General features: G+C 67.9%; 19 protein-coding genes. 15 read left to right on the forward strand and 4 right to left on the reverse strand.

Annotation, left to right across the window (positions count from 1 at the left end):
- Window positions 1-13 precede the first annotated feature (13 nt).
- The 11 genes from ACJH5R_RS03230 (at window position 14) to ACJH5R_RS03280 (ending at window position 8,296) form a co-directional block, all read left to right on the forward strand.
- Entirely contained in the window at window positions 14-916 is a 903-nt protein-coding gene (locus ACJH5R_RS03230) for a 1,4-dihydroxy-2-naphthoyl-CoA synthase (protein WP_406756387.1), read from the forward strand.
- Window positions 917-1,014: 98 nt separating this feature from the next.
- Complete coding sequence (locus tag ACJH5R_RS03235) at window positions 1,015-1,899, forward strand: SDR family oxidoreductase (protein WP_406756388.1); 885 nt, start codon at window positions 1,015-1,017, stop codon at window positions 1,897-1,899.
- On the forward strand, window positions 1,899-2,303 hold the full coding sequence (locus ACJH5R_RS03240) for a VOC family protein (RefSeq protein WP_406756389.1): 405 nt from the start codon (window positions 1,899-1,901) through the stop codon (window positions 2,301-2,303). The genes ACJH5R_RS03235 and ACJH5R_RS03240 overlap by 1 nt, the downstream gene beginning before the upstream one ends.
- A gap of 113 nt (window positions 2,304-2,416) precedes the next feature.
- Window positions 2,417-3,694, forward strand: a complete 1,278-nt coding sequence (locus ACJH5R_RS03245) for an anion permease (protein WP_406781296.1) — start codon at window positions 2,417-2,419, stop codon at window positions 3,692-3,694.
- Window positions 3,691-3,996, forward strand: a complete 306-nt coding sequence (locus ACJH5R_RS03250) for a hypothetical protein (RefSeq protein WP_406756391.1) — start codon at window positions 3,691-3,693, stop codon at window positions 3,994-3,996. The genes ACJH5R_RS03245 and ACJH5R_RS03250 overlap by 4 nt, the downstream gene beginning before the upstream one ends.
- Before the next feature lie 43 nt (window positions 3,997-4,039).
- Window positions 4,040-5,245 (forward strand): anion permease, encoded by a 1,206-nt coding sequence (locus ACJH5R_RS03255; protein WP_406781297.1) that lies wholly within the window; start codon window positions 4,040-4,042, stop codon window positions 5,243-5,245.
- A 5-nt stretch (window positions 5,246-5,250) separates the two neighbouring features.
- A complete protein-coding gene (locus tag ACJH5R_RS03260) occupies window positions 5,251-5,541 on the forward strand; it encodes a hypothetical protein (RefSeq protein WP_406756575.1) in 291 nt (96 codons plus the stop codon).
- Between the two features lie 58 nt (window positions 5,542-5,599).
- Entirely contained in the window at window positions 5,600-5,917 is a 318-nt protein-coding gene (locus ACJH5R_RS03265; protein ID WP_406756393.1) for a DUF3349 domain-containing protein, read from the forward strand.
- A gap of 50 nt (window positions 5,918-5,967) precedes the next feature.
- On the forward strand, window positions 5,968-7,074 hold the full coding sequence (gene menE, locus ACJH5R_RS03270; protein WP_406781363.1) for an o-succinylbenzoate--CoA ligase: 1,107 nt from the start codon (window positions 5,968-5,970) through the stop codon (window positions 7,072-7,074).
- 79 nt (window positions 7,075-7,153) lie between these two features.
- Window positions 7,154-7,585 carry a hypothetical protein gene (locus ACJH5R_RS03275; RefSeq protein WP_406781298.1) on the forward strand — a complete coding sequence of 144 codons (432 nt, stop codon included), beginning with the start codon at window positions 7,154-7,156 and terminating at the stop codon, window positions 7,583-7,585.
- 12 nt (window positions 7,586-7,597) lie between these two features.
- Window positions 7,598-8,296 (forward strand): TetR/AcrR family transcriptional regulator, encoded by a 699-nt coding sequence (locus ACJH5R_RS03280; RefSeq protein WP_406781299.1) that lies wholly within the window; start codon window positions 7,598-7,600, stop codon window positions 8,294-8,296.
- Window positions 8,297-8,315: 19 nt separating this feature from the next.
- Here the strand turns inward: ACJH5R_RS03280 and ACJH5R_RS03285 are convergent, their stop codons facing one another.
- On the reverse strand, window positions 8,316-10,268 hold the full coding sequence (locus ACJH5R_RS03285) for a hypothetical protein (protein WP_406781300.1): 1,953 nt from the start codon (window positions 10,266-10,268) through the stop codon (window positions 8,316-8,318).
- A 117-nt stretch (window positions 10,269-10,385) separates the two neighbouring features.
- Between ACJH5R_RS03285 and ACJH5R_RS03290 the strand changes: the two genes are divergently transcribed.
- Complete coding sequence (locus tag ACJH5R_RS03290; protein WP_406781301.1) at window positions 10,386-11,858, forward strand: hypothetical protein; 1,473 nt, start codon at window positions 10,386-10,388, stop codon at window positions 11,856-11,858.
- 60 nt (window positions 11,859-11,918) lie between these two features.
- Window positions 11,919-12,653 carry a cutinase family protein gene (locus ACJH5R_RS03295; protein WP_406781302.1) on the forward strand — a complete coding sequence of 245 codons (735 nt, stop codon included), beginning with the start codon at window positions 11,919-11,921 and terminating at the stop codon, window positions 12,651-12,653.
- 15 nt (window positions 12,654-12,668) lie between these two features.
- Here the strand turns inward: ACJH5R_RS03295 and ACJH5R_RS03300 are convergent, their stop codons facing one another.
- Window positions 12,669-13,463 carry an S-methyl-5'-thioadenosine phosphorylase gene (locus tag ACJH5R_RS03300; protein ID WP_406781303.1) on the reverse strand — a complete coding sequence of 265 codons (795 nt, stop codon included), beginning with the start codon at window positions 13,461-13,463 and terminating at the stop codon, window positions 12,669-12,671.
- 14 nt (window positions 13,464-13,477) lie between these two features.
- Between ACJH5R_RS03300 and ACJH5R_RS03305 the strand changes: the two genes are divergently transcribed.
- Window positions 13,478-14,347 carry a 1,4-dihydroxy-2-naphthoate polyprenyltransferase gene (locus tag ACJH5R_RS03305; RefSeq protein ID WP_406756400.1) on the forward strand — a complete coding sequence of 290 codons (870 nt, stop codon included), beginning with the start codon at window positions 13,478-13,480 and terminating at the stop codon, window positions 14,345-14,347.
- A 63-nt stretch (window positions 14,348-14,410) separates the two neighbouring features.
- On the opposite strand, the gene ACJH5R_RS03310 is transcribed toward ACJH5R_RS03305, so the two are convergent.
- The gene (locus ACJH5R_RS03310) at window positions 14,411-14,713 is read right to left on the reverse strand and encodes a DUF4229 domain-containing protein (RefSeq protein ID WP_406756401.1); all 303 of its coding nucleotides are present in this window, start codon (window positions 14,711-14,713) and stop codon (window positions 14,411-14,413) included.
- Between the two features lie 70 nt (window positions 14,714-14,783).
- Here ACJH5R_RS03310 and ACJH5R_RS03315 point away from each other — a divergent pair, with 70 nt between their 5' ends.
- The gene (locus tag ACJH5R_RS03315) at window positions 14,784-14,933 is read left to right on the forward strand and encodes a hypothetical protein (RefSeq protein ID WP_406756402.1); all 150 of its coding nucleotides are present in this window, start codon (window positions 14,784-14,786) and stop codon (window positions 14,931-14,933) included.
- Window positions 14,934-14,950: 17 nt separating this feature from the next.
- Here the strand turns inward: ACJH5R_RS03315 and ACJH5R_RS03320 are convergent, their stop codons facing one another.
- A complete protein-coding gene (locus ACJH5R_RS03320) occupies window positions 14,951-16,288 on the reverse strand; it encodes a MinD/ParA family protein (RefSeq protein WP_406756577.1) in 1,338 nt (445 codons plus the stop codon).
- Window positions 16,289-16,342 lie beyond the last annotated feature (54 nt).

Here is a 16,342-nt window from a genome sequence, read left to right on the forward strand (position 1 = left end):
TACGGTCGCAGGCGTGAGCAGCAACCCTTTTGACGAGAGCATCTGGCGCACCGTCGACGGCTTCGCCGACCTGACCGACATCACCTATCACCGCCACGTCAGCGACGCGACGGTACGGGTGGCGTTCAACCGTCCCGAGGTGCGCAACGCATTTCGGCCGCACACCGTCGACGAGCTGTACCAGGCGCTGGATCATGCCCGGATGTCTCCCAACGTCGGCGTGGTGCTGCTGACCGGGAACGGACCGGCACCCAAGGACGGCGGCTGGGCGTTCTGCTCCGGCGGGGATCAGCGCATCCGCGGCCGCAGCGGCTACCAGTACGCGTCCGGCGAAACCGCCGACACCGTCGACGTCGCCCGCGCCGGACGGCTGCACATCCTGGAGGTGCAGCGGCTGATCCGATTCATGCCCAAACCGGTGATCTGCCTGGTCAACGGCTGGGCCGCCGGCGGCGGGCACAGCCTGCACGTGGTGTGCGACCTGACCCTGGCCAGCCGCGAACACGCCAGGTTCAAGCAGACCGACGCCGACGTGGGCAGCTTCGACGGCGGCTACGGCAGCGCCTACTTAGCCCGGCAGGTGGGCCAGAAGTTCGCCCGTGAGATCTTCTTCTTGGGCCGGACCTACACCGCCGAACAGATGCACCAGATGGGCGCGGTCAACGAGGTCGTCGACCACGCCGAGCTGGAGGCCACCGGCGTGCAGTGGGCCAAGGAGATCAACGGCAAATCGCCTCAGGCGCAACGCATGTTGAAGTTCGCCTTCAATCTTCTGGACGACGGACTGGTCGGCCAGCAGCTGTTCGCCGGCGAAGCCACCCGGCTGGCCTACATGACCGACGAAGCCGTCGAGGGCCGGGATTCCTTCCTGGAGAAGCGCGATCCGGACTGGAGCAGGTTCCCCCGGTACTTCTGAGCTCCCGCGAGACTGTAGTTGGCGCGAAGAAGTGCGAGTGAAGCACACGGTAACTACAGCCTCGGCACGCAAAGAACGCCCGCATAGACTGGCTAACCATGAGCCGAAGCCCACTACGCCGACTGTCCGACCAGATCACGCTGGCAACCATGCGTCCCCCGGTCGCTGCGCAGCTGATGCACCGGCCCGGCGCCAAGACCATCGACCTGACCGGCAAGCGAGTGCTGGTGACCGGGGCGTCCTCGGGCATCGGGGAAGCCGGCGCCGAACAGTTCGGGGCAGCGGGCGCCACGGTGATCGCGGTGGCCCGCCGCCAGGAAAACCTCGACGCACTGGTCCAGCGGATCACCGCCGCCGGCGGTACCGCTCACGCCATCGCGTGCGACCTGTCTGACCTGGCGGCGATCGACGCCCTGGTCAAGGACGTCGATGAGCGGTTCGGCGGGGTGGACATCCTGGTTAACAATGCCGGCCGCTCCATCCGCCGTCCGCTGGCCGAATCCCTGGATCGCTGGCACGACGTCGAGCGGACCATGCAGCTGAACTACTACTCGCCGCTGCGGCTGATCCGCGGGTTCGCCCCGGCGATGCGCGAGCGCGGCGACGGCCACATCATCAACGTCGCCACCTGGGGCGTGTTCACCGACTCCTCGCCGCTGTTCGGCGTCTACAACGGCTCCAAGTCCGCACTGAGCGCCGTCAGCCGGGTCATCGACAGCGAGTGGGCCCGCTACGGCGTGCAGTCCACCACGTTGTACTACCCGCTGGTGAAGACCCCGATGATCGCGCCCACCGCGGCGTTCCAGGGCAAGCCGGGGCTCACCGCGCAGGAGGCCGGCGCGTGGATGATCGACGCGGCCCGCTACCGCCCGATCCGCATCGCGCCGCGCCTCGCGCTGGCGTTTCGCGCGCTGGACAACCTCAACGCCGGTTGGGCCACCGCCATCGTCAAGCGGAACCGGATCGAGCCGGTCGAGGACTGATGGAGATCCTGTCCAGTCGGGTCTTGCTCCGTCCGGCCGACTATCAACGCTCATTGCGGTTCTACCGCGACGAGCTCGGGCTGGCGATCGCCCGCGACTACGGCGCCGGGATGGTGTTCTTCGCCGGCCAGTCGCTGATCGAACTCGCCGGGCACGGCAAACCCGAACACGCCGGCGCGAGCTTCCCGGGGGCGCTGTGGCTTCAGGTCCGCGACGTCGCCGCCACCCAGGCCGAACTGGAGAGCCGCGGGGTCCCCATCGCCCGGCCCGCGCGCCGCGAGCCGTGGGGGTTACGTGAGATGCATGTCACCGATCCCGACGGCCTGACCTTGATCTTCGTAGAGGTCCCTGAAGACCATCCGCTGCGCCGCGATACCCGCCAGGACAGCCCCCGCAAGCCCTGAGGTTAACGACGGGGAAACAGTTCGATACGTCTCGACATACACCGGCGTTTCGCGAGGTCGATCGTTAGACAACCGCCCCATCGAGGCCTCAGAATCAGTGCCGTGATGCTCTCGTGAGCCTTGATCTGTTCCTCCTAATCATCGTGGTGATCACGGCTTTGGCCTTCGACTTCACCAACGGATTCCACGACACCGGCAACGCGATGGCGACCTCGATCGCCAGCGGTGCGCTCAAGCCCAAGGCAGCGGTCACCATGTCGGCCTGCCTGAACCTGCTCGGCGCTTTCCTGTCGACCGCGGTCGCCGCAACGATCGCCAAAGGCCTGGTGGACGCCCACCTGGTGACCCTCGAGATCGTCTTCGCCGGCCTGGTCGGCGGCATCGTGTGGAACCTGCTCACCTGGCTGCTCGGGATCCCGTCGAGTTCCTCGCACGCCCTGATCGGCGGCATCGTGGGAGCGATGATCGCCGCAGTCGGCGGGCACGGGGTGATCTGGCACGGAGTGGTCTCCAAGGTCCTGGTCCCGGCCGTGGTCGCCACGGTGATCGCCACGGTGATCGCCTCCGTGGGCACCTGGCTGGTCTACCGCATCACCCGCGGCGTCGACGAGCAGAAGTCCGAGAAGGTGTTCCGGCACGGCCAGATCGGGTCGGCCGCGCTGGTCTCGCTGGCACACGGGACCAACGACGCGCAGAAGACCATGGGCGTGATCTTCCTCGCGCTGATGTCCTACGGCGCGGTGAGCACGTCGGCCACGCTGCCGCCGCTGTGGGTGATCGTGAGCTGCGCGCTGGCCATGTCGGCGGGCACCTACACCGGCGGCTGGCGCATCATCCGCACCCTGGGCAAGGGCCTCGTCGAGATCAAGCCGCCGCAGGGCATGGCCGCCGAGTCCTCCGCGGCCGCGGTCATCCTGCTCTCCAGCCACTTCGGTTACTCGCTGTCGACCACCCAGGTCGCCACCGGGTCGGTGCTGGGCAGCGGCGTCGGCAAGCCGGGCGCGCAGGTGCGCTGGAGTGTTGCCGGACGGATGGTGGCCGCCTGGCTGGTGACGCTGCCGATGGCCGGCGGAGTCGGCTCGGGCGCATACGGCCTGGTCCACGGTATCGGCGGCTACCCCGGCATCACCATCGGTGTGGCGCTGCTGATCATCACGGTCCTGGCGATCTGGCTGCGGTCGCGCCGGGCGCGCATCGACCACAACAACGTCAACGCCGAATGGGACGGCACCCTCACCGGCGGGCTCGACGCCCCCGGCGTGCAACCCGAAGAAGCGGGCCGCGAAGTCGAGAACGCCCTCCGATCGGCCTTCGAGACCGGCCATGACGGAGCCAAGTTGACTGTCGTCTCCACCGACGATCCCAATTCACGTGAGGTCATCCGGTCATGAGTCAGTGGTTCAACCTTGCAGCCACCCTGAAAATCCTGGTTTTCGGACTGCTGGTCGGCGGGTTATTGCCGGCACTGTTCGCGGTCGGGGTGCGGGTCAACGTGGCCGGTAACAGCGGCGTCCCCGCCGTCGCCGGCGGCACTGCGGGTGCGACCGGCGGACGCCGGCCGCTGCTGCTCGCACTCAGCTGGGCGATCTTCCTGCTAGTGCTGGCCGTGGCGGTCATCGGTGTGCTCTTCATCGCCCGCGACTTCTTGGGGCACCACCTGGGCTGGTACCTGCTCGGGGCCAAGCCCGCCTAACCCGGTTCGACAAGGCAGGCGTGCGGCTGCAAAAATCCGCACGGTGACCTTGGAGCTGTTCCTGTTGATCACGGTCGTGATCACCGCCCTGGCTTTCGACTTCACCAACGGCTTCCATGACACCGGCAACGCTGTCGCCACCGGGATCGCCAGCGGTGCGCTCAAGCCCAAGACCGCAGTAACGCTGTGCGCCACGCTCAACCTTGTCGGCGCGTTCATGTCGACCCAGGTGGCGGCCACGGTGGCCAAGGATCTGGTGGTCACCAACTTGGTGACGCTGGAAGTGATGTTCGCCGGTTTGGTCGGTGGCATCGTCTGGAACCTGTCGACCTGGCTGTTCGGTATCCCATCGAGTTCTTCGCACGCCCTGATCGGTGGCGTGGTGGGGGCCATGCTGGCCGCGGCCGGCACGGCCGGGGTGCGTTGGCCCGGGGTGGTCTCGAAGGTGCTGGTGCCGACGGTGATCGCCGTGCTCGCCGCGACGCTGGTCGCCACCGTCGGAACCTGGCTGGTCTACCGGCTGACCCGGGGAGTCTCCCGGGAACGCAGTCTGCGCGACTTCCGGCGCGGTCAGGTGTTCTCGGCCGCCTTGATGTCACTGGCGCACGGCACCAACGATGCCCAGAAGACCATGGGTGTGATCTTCCTCGCGCTGATCTCCTACGGCGCTGCGTACAAGACCGATGTCACACCGCCGCTGTGGGTCATCGTGTCGTGCGCGGTCGCCATGGCCGCCGGCACCTATTTCGGCGGATGGCGAGTCATCCGCACCCTGGGCAAGGGTCTCGTCGAGATCGAATCCCCCCAGGGCATGGCCGCCGAATCATCCTCGGCGGCCATCATTTTGCTGTCCAGTCACTTCGGCTACTCACTGTCCACCACCCAGGTGGTGACCGGATCGGTGTTGGGTTCGGGCCTGGGCAAGCCCGGGGCCAACGTGCGCTGGGGCGTCGCCCGCCGGATGGCGACCGCCTGGGTGATCACCCTGCCGCTGGCCGGTGCCATCGGTGCATGCACCTACCACCTGATCCACCGTATCGGCGGCTACCCCGGCACCATCACCGGACTGGTGCTGCTGGTGGGTGTCTCGGCGCTCATCTGGCTGCAGTCGCGCAAAGTCCCGGTCGATCACACCAATGTCACCGCCGATTGGGGTGCACATATGACCGATGGCCTCGAAGTGATTGCACCGCAACCTGATACCCCTGGTTCAACTGGCGAGAACCGCACGGAGGGGGTCGGTGGGTGAACACCTTGAGCACCTGGTTCGACTACGTGGCCACCGCCAAGATCCTGATCTTCGGCCTGCTGGTCGGCACCGCGCTGCCGGCATTGTTCGCCATCGGGGTGCGCCTGGGCGAATCGGCCGACGGACCGACTGAGCACCGCCGGGAATTGACCCTGCTGCGGTGGATCGTCTTCGCGCTGTTGCTCGCCGCGGTATTGGCCGGCGTGCTGTTCATAGCCCGTGACTTCATCGAGCACCGCATCGGCTGGCAGTGGGATGACTGGGGCAACTGGGACGAGGTGTTTGGCCTTGATTAGACGTAACATTGCAGCTGACATGTTCCTTCCGGTGTCGGCGCGGGGAAGTTGACGCAGCATGAACAAATTTCTCACCTCGATCGTCGCCTGGCTGCGCGCCGGGTACCCCGATGGTGTGCCGCAGAACGACTACGTTCCGCTGTTGGCTCTGTTGTCACGACGCCTGACCAACGACGAGGTCAAAGATGTCGCCCGTGAATTGATCGGCCGCGGCGAGTTCGACCGCATCGACATCGGGGTGTTGATCGCCCGATTGACCAACGAACTGCCCGCTCCAGACGACATCGAACGGGTGCGACAGCGGTTGGCGGCAAAGGGCTGGCTGCTGGATGACGCTGCGCCCAACGACGCCCCCACCAACGGAGGAAACCCATAGCACGCCTTCGTGCACTGGCCATCCCACCCGGTGATGCCGTCGCGACGCTCCTGCCCGCGTTGCGGGGCGTTTTGGACGGTCACGACCCCGCGTTCACTCCGGTAGGCCCGGACACCGATCCGTCGGCCCTGACCGCACTGCGAGTAGACGATCCCATCGGCGATGACGTCGCACTGGTGGTGGCAACATCGGGAACCACCGGGGCGCCCAAAGGGGCGCTGTTGACCGGCGTGGCGCTGGCAGCCAGCGCTGCCGCCACCCACCACCGGTTGGGTGGCCCGGGCCGCTGGCTACTGGCGTTGCCCGCACACCACATCGCCGGAATCCAAGTGCTGGTGCGAAGTTTGGCCGCCGGCACCGCCCCGGTACAGCTCGATGTCACCGAGGGATTCGATGTCGCGCAGCTTCCCGCCGCGGTGGCGGCGCTCGGCTCCGGGCGGCGTTACACCTCGCTGGTCGCCACCCAGTTGGCCAAGGCACTGGCGGCTCCCGCGGCCGCGGCCGCCCTGGCCGAGCTGGACGCGGTGCTGTTGGGCGGAGGTCCGGCGCCGCAACCGATCCTGGACACGGCCGCCGCGGCCGGGGTGCGGGTGGTGCGCACCTACGGCATGAGTGAGACCGCCGGGGGTTGCGTCTATGACGGGGTGCCGTTGTCGGGCGTCCGGCTACGTATCGGCGACGACGGACGGATCACCATCGGTGGCCCGACCCTGGCGCAGGGCTATCGCAATCCCGTCGAACCGGACCCGTTCGCCGAGCCGGGCTGGTTTACCACCAATGACATTGGCGCCCTTGATTCCTCGGGACGTCTTACAGTGCTCGGCCGCGCCGACGACGCGATCAGTACCGGCGGCTTGACGGTGCTTCCGGGGCCAGTCGAGGCGGTGTTATCGACCCATCCCGCGGTGACCGACTGCGCGGTCTTCGGGATCGCCGACGACCGGCTGGGGCAACGCGTCGTTGCAGCGATCGTGGTGGCCGGCGCGACGCCACCGACGCTCGAAGCGTTGCGCGCCCACGTCGCGGAATCTCTGGACACCACCGCAGCCCCCCGCGAATTGCATATCGTGGCCGCGCTCCCCCGACACGGAATCGGCAAGTTGGACCGAAAGGCGCTGGCACAAAGGTTTTCTGCCGACGGCATTGCGTCGAATTAGACCGCTGGTCTAATTTATAGACCAGTGGTCTAATGGACTGGCAGCCGCCTTGCTGGCGCTGCCGGCGAAAGGGGTCGCAATGACGCACACACCGACTAAGTCCGCGCAGCGCACGCGCTCCTTCGCGCGCGTCCTGGGGCCGTTCATCACCGTGGTTCCCGCCATCGTCGCGATCAGGGCCGGCAGTATCGGAGACCTGCTGTCGAGTTTCTCGACCGACCCGATGTGGCCGTGGGTGCTGGGCGCACTGCTGTTCGGCGGCGGGCTGTTCATCGTTGCGTTTCACCAATATTGGCGCAGCGTGGCCGCGGTGATCATTTCGCTGTTCGGTTGGTTCCTGCTGCTGCGCGGATTCGTCCTGCTTGCCGCACCGCAGTTGATCATCCGCGGAGCCGAATCCGCTACCGAGACATCGAGCGGAGCAATCGATGTGGTGCGGGCCGGGTTCGGACTGCTTGCCCTGTGCGGCGCATACCTGACCTACGTGGGATGGCTGAAGAAATCCGACTGATTCAATACCGTCATGCGCCGTGTCGTGAAACCCAGGGATATCCGGCGGGCCGAGCTGCTCGATCAGGCGCTGACACTCTTTCTTGAACGTGGCTATGACAACGTCAGCCTCAACGAACTCCTGGCCGTGACAGGCATTCCCAAAGGCGCGTTCTACCACTACTTTCCGTCCAAAGACGCACTAGTCATCGCGCTGGCGCAGCGCAACGCCAGCGCGGCGTTGGAAGCATTGCGGCCGGTCTTCGACGAGCCGGGTACCAGCGCCCTGGAGCGCCTCAATCGCGGGCTGGTGGCCAGTTACGACGTCAAGATGGCGATGGGGTCTGCCGAACAGATCGCGGCGATGACGGCACTGTTCGCGCCGCACAACCGCGGCCTGTTCGCCAAGATCGTGGACACCTGGGAGGACCTGTTTCGACCGGTACTGACCGAGCTCATCAGTGACGGGGTCCACGAAGGGGTGTTCAACACCTTCGATCCCGAAGGTGTTGGCGACATGATTCAAGGTTTCGCGGCCAGCTTGCGCAGGAACGTCATGCAGGTGCTCGATGCGCCTGACGCGAAGGCGCGCCGTCAGGCCATCGATGACTGCATGAAGCGGATCAAACTGCACGGCATCGCAACGGACCGGATCCTCGGATTACCTGACGGGTCAACGGTTGTGCTGGACCGCAAACAGGTAGAGGCGATGGTCAAGCGCATCACGCTATGACGTAGCGAGTGCCGCGGGATCAGTCGCCTCCACCGGACCCGCCACCCGATCCACCGCCGGAACCACCACCAGACCCACCGCCTGAACCACCGCCAGAGCCACCCCCGGAACCACCGCCGCTCGAACCACCGCTTGAGCCACCGCCGCTCGAACCACCGCTTGAGCCGCCACCGCTCGAACCACCGCTTGAGCCGCCGCCACTCGAACCACCACTCGACCCGCCACTCGAGCCGCTTCCGGAACCACCCCCGGAGTCACCACTGGAACCCGAGGAGCTGGACCCGCCACCGGAACCGCCGGCGCTGCTACCGGAACCGGAGGAAGCGCCGCCGGAGCCGCCGCTCCCCGAACCTCCGGAATCACCACCGGCACTGCTGCCAGCTCCGCCCGAGCTGCCGTTGCTCGACCCCGAACCGCCCGAGCCGACACCGCCAGATCCACCCGCCTCGCTGCCGGAGCCCCCCGAACTGGGTCCGCCCGAGTCACCGCCCGCTCCGGTACCGCCCGAACCGCTCTCACCAGAGCCGCCAGGGGTTCCACCGGACCCACCCGAATGGCCACCCGAGCCGCTCTCGCCGGAATCACCCGAACCACTACCCGATCCGCCCGGGTTACTGCCGGATCCGCCAGCGCTGCCGTCACCCGCACCGGTACCGCCGGAATGGCCACCACCCGAGTCGCTGCCACCGGAATGCCCACCACCCGAGTCGCTGCCACCGGAATGGCCGCCGCTGGAATCGTTATCGCCGGAACCGGTGCCACCCGAATCAGTACCGCCCGAACCCGTGCCGCCAGAACCATTGCCGCCTGCGCCGCCAGTTCCATTGCCGCCGGAACCATTGCTGCCTGCGCCGCCAGTTCCATTGCCGCCCGAACCGGCATCGCCGCCAGTATGGCCACCCCCGCCGTGATCACGGCCGGACCCGCTGCCGCCGCTGCCACTGCCGCCCGACCCGGGCAGCCAACCGCCACCTCCGCCAACGGGCCCGGTGATGATCGGGATCGGAATCGGGAACGGAATCACCGCGGGCGGCGCGGGTGCGGGCGCTGCCGGAGGCGCCGGAAGAACCGGCGCCGGAGCAACGATAGCCGGTGCCGGGTTCGCCGGGGCTACAACAGGATTAGGCGCCGGTGCCGGCAGAGCGGGTATCCGCGCCGGCTTCGGGGCAGGCAGTACCGGCATGAAATTGCCGGGCACCGGGTGGGCCTGCGGCGGCTGCGCCACCACCGGAGGCTGCGCCGGCGTGGATGCGGCCGTCGGGCGAATGCCGATGGTCACGGCCACGGCCAACGCCGCGCACCCAGCCACCAGAATCCCACCGACCGAGCTGCCCACCAGAAGTGCACGCCCCACCGGCGGCGGTGGGGGCGCCGGCTCCTCGTCTCCGGCGTCGTCTTCGCCGTATTCGGCGCCGTAAGCGTCGTAGCCCTCGTAGCTTTCGTAGTCGCCCTCGGCGTACTCCACCGGCAGCAGCTCGGAGTCATCGTCAGTCATCGAGTACGCGAGCTGCTGTTCCGACTCTCCGTCGTCAACCGCCGGGGCCAGCACCGTGGACGTTCCGTCCGGGACACCGGACTCCGTCAGCACGGGCGCAGCCATCGTCGCGTCGGCCGCCGGAGCCGGCAGCCACGTCGTCTCGCCGTCCTCGCCCGAGGCGTTGCGCGCCAAAGCCACTGCCGAGCGCGCCTGGGGCTGCTCGGAGACGTTCTCGACTCCCGCGTCCTCCAGGGCGCGGCGAACCTCCGCCATCAAGTCCGAGTCCGACCAGCACAGGCGGGTAGCAGCCAGCCGGTGGCCCTCTTCGGCCAACATGCGGTGGGTTCCGGTCACGGTCTCGATCAGCGTTTCGGCCGGATTGCTCGTCAGATCGAGCATCGACTCGTCGAGCACAGCATCGCCGTAGGCGTCCGATTCGACGAGCGCCAAGCGGGCGAGCGCGCCGGTAACCGACACTCCGAGCGCGACATCCATTGCGCGTCTCCTTCCGCGGCCACTCGCTTAGCCAGTCTAGCCGCGCGGATCGACCATCGAGCGGATCGATCTTCGCAGTTCAATGGCGTATGCCCCTGCCGCGGTTATGGTGAGCAGGTGATCGCCGAGTCGACCAGGAGCTGGAATATCGGCCGCGATGCGACCGCTGCGGCACTGCTGCTCGCGGCGCCGGCGTTGCCGTGGAGCCTGTACTTCGGTGCCGGCATTCCGGCCGGCAAGCCCGGACTGTTCGCCGCGCTGGCGGTGGCCACCGTGCTCGCGCTGGCAGCGATCGCCGCGACCTACATCGGGCCCTGGGGAATCCTGCGCGTACCCAACAATCCCGCCGTCGCGGGAAGGCTGCGGCTGCTGTTCAGCGCGCCGTATCTGGTGTTGCTACTCGGTGTGGTGGCCGCCGACGTGGTGCAGACCGTCCGCTACGGCGGAAGCCCGCGGCCACCCGGCGGGGTCGGGCCGGGTGCCCTGCTGGGCGCTGCAGGGGCATTGCTCGCCGCGCAGCCGGTGCTCGCCGGGCCGGTGCGCCTGTGGCGGCGCACGGTCCGGGTCCTCGGCTACGCATCGATCGCCGGCGCCACGTTGAGCGTGCTGTTCAACCTGTATTGGCGGGTGCGCTACGCCCTGCCGGACGCCCATTCCACGAGCGGCTTCGGTCGACAGCAAGTCGCGATCATTGCGACCGCCGTGGTGTACGGGGCGGTGGCGTGGGTCACGGTACTCGTCGCGTCGAAGTGGGTCCTGCAGCGCGACAAGGCGTCCCAGCTCGGCGTTGTGCTGCTCGGCGGGGCCACTCTGATCGCCGGGACCCTGGTGTGGGTGCTGCCGGTGGGCCGCGACATCGATGGCTTTCACGGGATCGCGCAGAACACCTCCACGGCCGGTGTCGGCTTCGAGGGCTACCTCGTATGGGTGGCCGCCGGGGCGCTGTTCGCGGTGGCAGCAGCGCGCGGCGCGGCGGCGGCGACGTGGCTGGGGGCAACCCGGAACACGTTGTTGCTCATCGCGATCTGGAGTCTTGGGTCCGCGCTCATGCGCATCGTCGATCTCAGCGTCGCGGTCGGGCTGGAACTGCCGTATTCGCCGTACGACAGCGCCGCGATGGCTTCCTTCGACGTGGTGACCGTGGTCATCGCGATCTGGCTGCGGCTCAACCTGGGCAATCGGTCCGTGCCGGCAGCGGCCGTCTGGTCGGTGAGCGCCGTCCTGTTCGGTTTCACGATCGCTCGCGTCGTGGTGGGTGTCGGTCTGGCCCCGCGGGTCGCGGAAGCCCAACGCGCCAGCGCATGGGCGAACCCGGTGTACGGCAACGGACTCGCGCAGCAGATCACCAGTACGTTCGACGTGGTGCTGTGCGGCCTGGCGCTGTGCGGCCTGGTGGTGGCCATCGTCGTCGGACGCTTGACGGTGCCCGCAGACGACCGCCCCAAGCCCGGCGAGCCCGGTACACCCCGGATCTTCCGGTCCGCGGACTCGCCGAGCGCCGCACCCGCGGGTGGACCGAAGATCTATCGCGGAAGCGACGACTCAGCCGAAGGCGGCGAAGCGCGTTTATCGGGAGCTGACGGCGGGTAGCCGAAACTGCGTTTCAGCTCTTAAGCCCGGGCCGGGTGGACGATACGAATGAAGGTCACTATGTACATCACTGCAGCGGTCGCAACGCAGGCACGGCGCATCACCCGGTACCTGGGTGCGGCGATGGTGGTGGGCGGTGCCGCACTGGCGGCCCCCGTCGTCCCGTCCGTCGCGGCACAACCTTGCCCCGACGTCGAGGTGGTGTTCGCCCGCGGCACCGGCGAGCCTCCCGGCGTCGGTGGCATCGGTCAATCCTTCGTCGATGCCCTACACGCCAAGGTGGGTGAGCGCTCCTTCGAGGTGTATCCGGTCAACTACGCCGCCAGCAGCGATTTCGGCGGCGGGATCGACTTCGCCCGCACCGTCGTCGACGGTATCCGCGACGCCGGCAGCCACATCGAGAACACCGCCGCGAACTGCCCCAGAACTCGAATCGTGCTGGGCGGCTTCTCACAAGGCGCGGCGTTGGCCGGCTACACCACCTCGGCCGAGATCCCCAAGGAAGTCCCCGCCGACTATCTCGCCTACATCCCCCACCCGATGCCGCCTTCGGTGGCCGACCACGTTGCCGCGGTCGTCTTGTTCGGCACGCCCTCGGCGGAGTTCCTCCAGCCGAACGGCGCGCCACCGGTGCGGATCGGTCCGCAGTACGCCTCCAAGGCCCTGGAGCTGTGCGCCGACGGCGACACCATCTGCAACGGCGCACCGGCCGGCGGGCCGCCTTTTGCACACGCGTCGTACGGCGTCAACGGCATGACCGAACAGGGCGCCGAATACGCGGCCGCCCACCTCTGAGTGCGCAGCGTTGATTCAGGGCAGCTCGAACGGCAACTGAATGCCTTCGTGTGGCAAGCAGTGCGTACAGGTCCGCTCTTCGTCGATCTGCTCGATCGCTTCGTGCACCAGCTTTTTGAACGGCTCAATGTTCTTCTGGAACTCCGCGAACACGTCGACGGCCTTCACGCCACCGCCCACGTCGACACCGGCATCTAAATCGGTGACCAGAGCTACTGCGGCATAACACATTTCCAGCTCACGAGCCAGCACCGATTCGGGATATCCGGTCATGTTGATCAGCCGGAACCCCGCCGAGGCGAACCATTGGCTTTCGGCGCGGGTGGAGAATCGCGGCCCCTGGATCACCACCATGGTTCCGCCGTCGACGACGTCGGGCCGGCCGGTCACCGCGGTCCGCAGCGTCGGGCAGTACGGGTCGGCGAACTCGACGTGCACACCGCCGTCATCGAAGTAGGTGTCGGCGCGACCCCGAGTGCGGTCGACGAGTTGATCGGGCACCACCACCGAGCCGGGGGGCAGCTCCGGAGTCAGGCTGCCGACCGCACACGGCGCGAGGATCCGTCGCACGCCCAGCGTCCGCAGCGCCCACATGTTGGCCCGATAGGGCACCGTGTGGGCCGAGTACTCGTGCGCGGCCCCGTGCCGCGGCAAAAACGCCACTTCGTGGCCGCCGACGGCACCGATGGTGATCTCCGCGCTGGGCGCCCCGTAGGGCGTTTCGCAACGGACGCGGCGCGCATCGTCACCGAAGAACGAGTAGAAACCGCTACCGCCGATCACGCCCAGCAACCTCTGCTCCTCCCGCATGCAAGGATCGTGCGGTGGCCAGCTTCGCACAGTGGATAGAGGGGGCGCGTCCCCGCACCCTGCCCAACGCGATCGCTCCGGTGATCGCCGGAACCGGCGCGGCCGCATGGCTGGACGCCGCGGTCTGGTGGAAGGCGCTGCTGGCGCTGACCGTCGCGGTGGCGCTGATCATCGGGGTGAATTACGCCAACGACTACTCCGACGGCATCCGCGGCACCGACGACGACCGGACCGGACCGGTGCGCCTGGTGGGCGCCCGGTTGGCGAGCCCGCGCGCGGTGCTGACGGCAGCGATCGCCGCGCTGTCGGTCGGAGCGCTGGCCGGTTTGGCTCTGGCCCTGGTCAGCGCGCCGTGGCTGCTGATCGTGGGGGCGGCCTGCATCGCCGGGGCCTGGCTCTACACCGGCGGGTCACGCCCGTACGGCTACGCAGGCTTCGGCGAGATCGCGGTGTTCGTGTTCTTCGGTCTGGTCGCGGTGCTGGGCACCCAGTACACCCAGGCCCTGCGGGTGGACTGGGTCGGCGGCGCACTGGCGGTTGGCGTCGGCGCCCTGTCGTCGGCGGTGCTGGTGGCCAACAATCTGCGCGACATCGCCACCGACAAACCGGCCGGCAAGATCACCCTGGCGGTACGCCTGGGCGACGCCCGCACCCGGGTGCTATTTCAGCTGCTGGTGGCGCTGGCCGGGGTGCTGACGCTGGCCCTGATGCGGGCCACCCCGTGGTGTGCGGTGGGGTTTATCGCCACGCCACTGGCGTTGCGGGCCGCGGCCCCGGTGCGCTCCGGGCTCGGCGGCGCCGCCTTGATTCCGGTGCTGCGCGACACCGGACTGACCATGCTGGTGTGGGCGATCGCGGAGGCGACGGCGCTATCCCTGCACTGACTCTGCGCTCAGGGCGCGGGTTACTCGCACTTTCTCGCCATCAGCGCAGAGTCAACGGGGTGGTTACTCCCCGCGGAGTCGGGCCTGAAGTTTCTCGCGTTCAAGGCGCCGACGCTCGCCGGCCACGGTCAGGCTGTCGGTCGCGCGCTTACGCAGCGGCGTGAAGAGCCACATCCCCAACGGCAGCGCGACGATCAGCGCCAGCATCGCAGCGATGATCGGCGGGAAATCGCTGAGCCCGAGCAGCCGGCCCAGCCCGTAGATCACCGCCGTCAGCACAGCCACCAGCGCCAGCCGCGCCGCCGTGTACATCGCCACATCGAGTACCGCTCGGCCCATCGGGGCCCGACCTGTCGCCACGGTCATCAAGCCTACTGGCGGGCCGGACCGGCGAGAACGACGCTAACGGTATATTCGGCGCCAGGAGGTGTCGCGAGTGCTCTACCTGCTCCTCGTCCTGACTCTGGGAACGCTGCTGTACCTCAGCCTGCGTACCATTCGTGCTCGGCCGAAGACCCGCGTGATCGGACCGGACGACGACCCAGAGTTCCTCTGGCGGATCAGTCACGGCGACAACCAGCCCTAGGGCTGCCGAACCCCGATCTACACGAAGTGCTGGTTGAACCGGTCGTCGCCGGGGAATGCCTCGGCAACCACCGCAGCCAGCTCGACGAGCGCCTCGCGGGTCTCTCGCTTCAGCCGCATCAGATCGATCTCCGCGCCTTCTTCCAGGTGCGGGTCGAACGGCACCAACCGCACCGCGCGGCAGCGCCGCGAGAAGTGGTCGACCACCTTCTGCATGTCGACCTTGCCTGAGCGGGGCCGCACCGCGTTGATCACCGCGATCGAATTGCGCACCAGGTCCTCGTGACCGTGCGCGTCGAGCCAGTCCAGCGTCGCCGAGGCGCTGCGGGCGCCATCAACTGAGCCCGAACTCACCACGATCATGGTGTCGGCCTTGGCGAGCACCGCCGACATGGCCGAATGCATCAGACCGGTGCCGCAGTCGGTGAGGACCAAGCTGTAGAACCGCTCCAACACCTGCAGCGTGCTGGCGTAGTCCTCGGCGCTGAAGGCTTCCGAGACCGCCGGGTCGCTGTCGGAGGCGAGGACCTCCAGGCGGCTGGGGCCCTGGTTGGTATAGCTGCGGACATCGCTGTAGCGCTGGATGCCGTCGGCGTCGCGCAGCAGGTGACGCACGGTCGCCGGCGTCTCCATCGGCACCTTCTGGTTCAGCGTGCCGCGGTCGGGGTTGGCGTCCACGGCCACCACGCGGTCACCGCGGATGGAGGCGAATGTGGCCCCCAGCGTCGCGGTGGTGGTGGTCTTGCCGACACCGCCCTTCAGGGACAGCACCGCGATGCGGTGGCAGCCCTGCAGGGGCCGGTTCACCTGCACCACCAAGTCGTTGAAACGGATGGTGCGCGGGCTCTCGCCGACATTGATCAGCTGGCCGGACAGCACATAGAGCAGCCGGCGCCAGCCCGACGTCGGCGGCGGCTTGACCTGCCGCAACAACGAGGTGGTGGACAGATCTGAGAACGGGGCGATGGGCTCGGAGGCACGGTACGGGGCCTGCCCGGCACCGCCGGCGCTGCCGCCGAAGTAGACCGGAGCGGGGTTCTCCATCGGCTGCGGAACCCAGGTGGTCGACGCGCCCCCGTTCCAGGGCTGTTGCTGCGACGAGGTCTCCGCGGGCGCCGACGGCCACGGGTCGACCGGTTCGGAGAACCGGCGCTCGGTGCGGAAACCGCCGAAAGAGCGGGTCTCGTCTCCCTCCGGCCGCTGGTTGAACGACCCGCTGGCCCCGGGCTCAGAAGCGTCCGCGGAGCCGTCAGCCGCCTCACTGACGTGCTGAAGGGGCCGGAACTGGGTGGTCGGATGATCCGTCACGTCATGGCTCGCAGTGACATCACCGGGTGCATGGTCGGACACTTGTATCTCCCCTGTCACACTGGTTAGGACGTCAATGGACGTCGGTAACCGCAGGGTAGC

The organism is Mycobacterium sp. SMC-19, from assembly GCF_045310815.1.
GTDB lineage: Bacteria > Actinomycetota > Actinomycetes > Mycobacteriales > Mycobacteriaceae > Mycobacterium.

Coding starts and splice junctions, on each gene's coding strand:
- ACJH5R_RS03235 (WP_406756388.1), top strand. CDS start 1,015: ATGAGCCGAAGCCCACTACGCCGACTGTCCGACCAGATCACGCTGGCA.
- ACJH5R_RS03240 (WP_406756389.1), top strand. CDS start 1,899: ATGGAGATCCTGTCCAGTCGGGTCTTGCTCCGTCCGGCCGACTATCAA.
- ACJH5R_RS03250 (WP_406756391.1), top strand. CDS start 3,691: ATGAGTCAGTGGTTCAACCTTGCAGCCACCCTGAAAATCCTGGTTTTC.
- ACJH5R_RS03265 (WP_406756393.1), top strand. CDS start 5,600: ATGAACAAATTTCTCACCTCGATCGTCGCCTGGCTGCGCGCCGGGTAC.
- ACJH5R_RS03275 (WP_406781298.1), top strand. CDS start 7,154: ATGACGCACACACCGACTAAGTCCGCGCAGCGCACGCGCTCCTTCGCG.
- ACJH5R_RS03280 (WP_406781299.1), top strand. CDS start 7,598: ATGCGCCGTGTCGTGAAACCCAGGGATATCCGGCGGGCCGAGCTGCTC.
- ACJH5R_RS03285 (WP_406781300.1), bottom strand. CDS start 10,268: ATGGATGTCGCGCTCGGAGTGTCGGTTACCGGCGCGCTCGCCCGCTTG.
- ACJH5R_RS03295 (WP_406781302.1), top strand. CDS start 11,919: ATGTACATCACTGCAGCGGTCGCAACGCAGGCACGGCGCATCACCCGG.
- ACJH5R_RS03300 (WP_406781303.1), bottom strand. CDS start 13,463: ATGCGGGAGGAGCAGAGGTTGCTGGGCGTGATCGGCGGTAGCGGTTTC.
- ACJH5R_RS03310 (WP_406756401.1), bottom strand. CDS start 14,713: ATGACCGTGGCGACAGGTCGGGCCCCGATGGGCCGAGCGGTACTCGAT.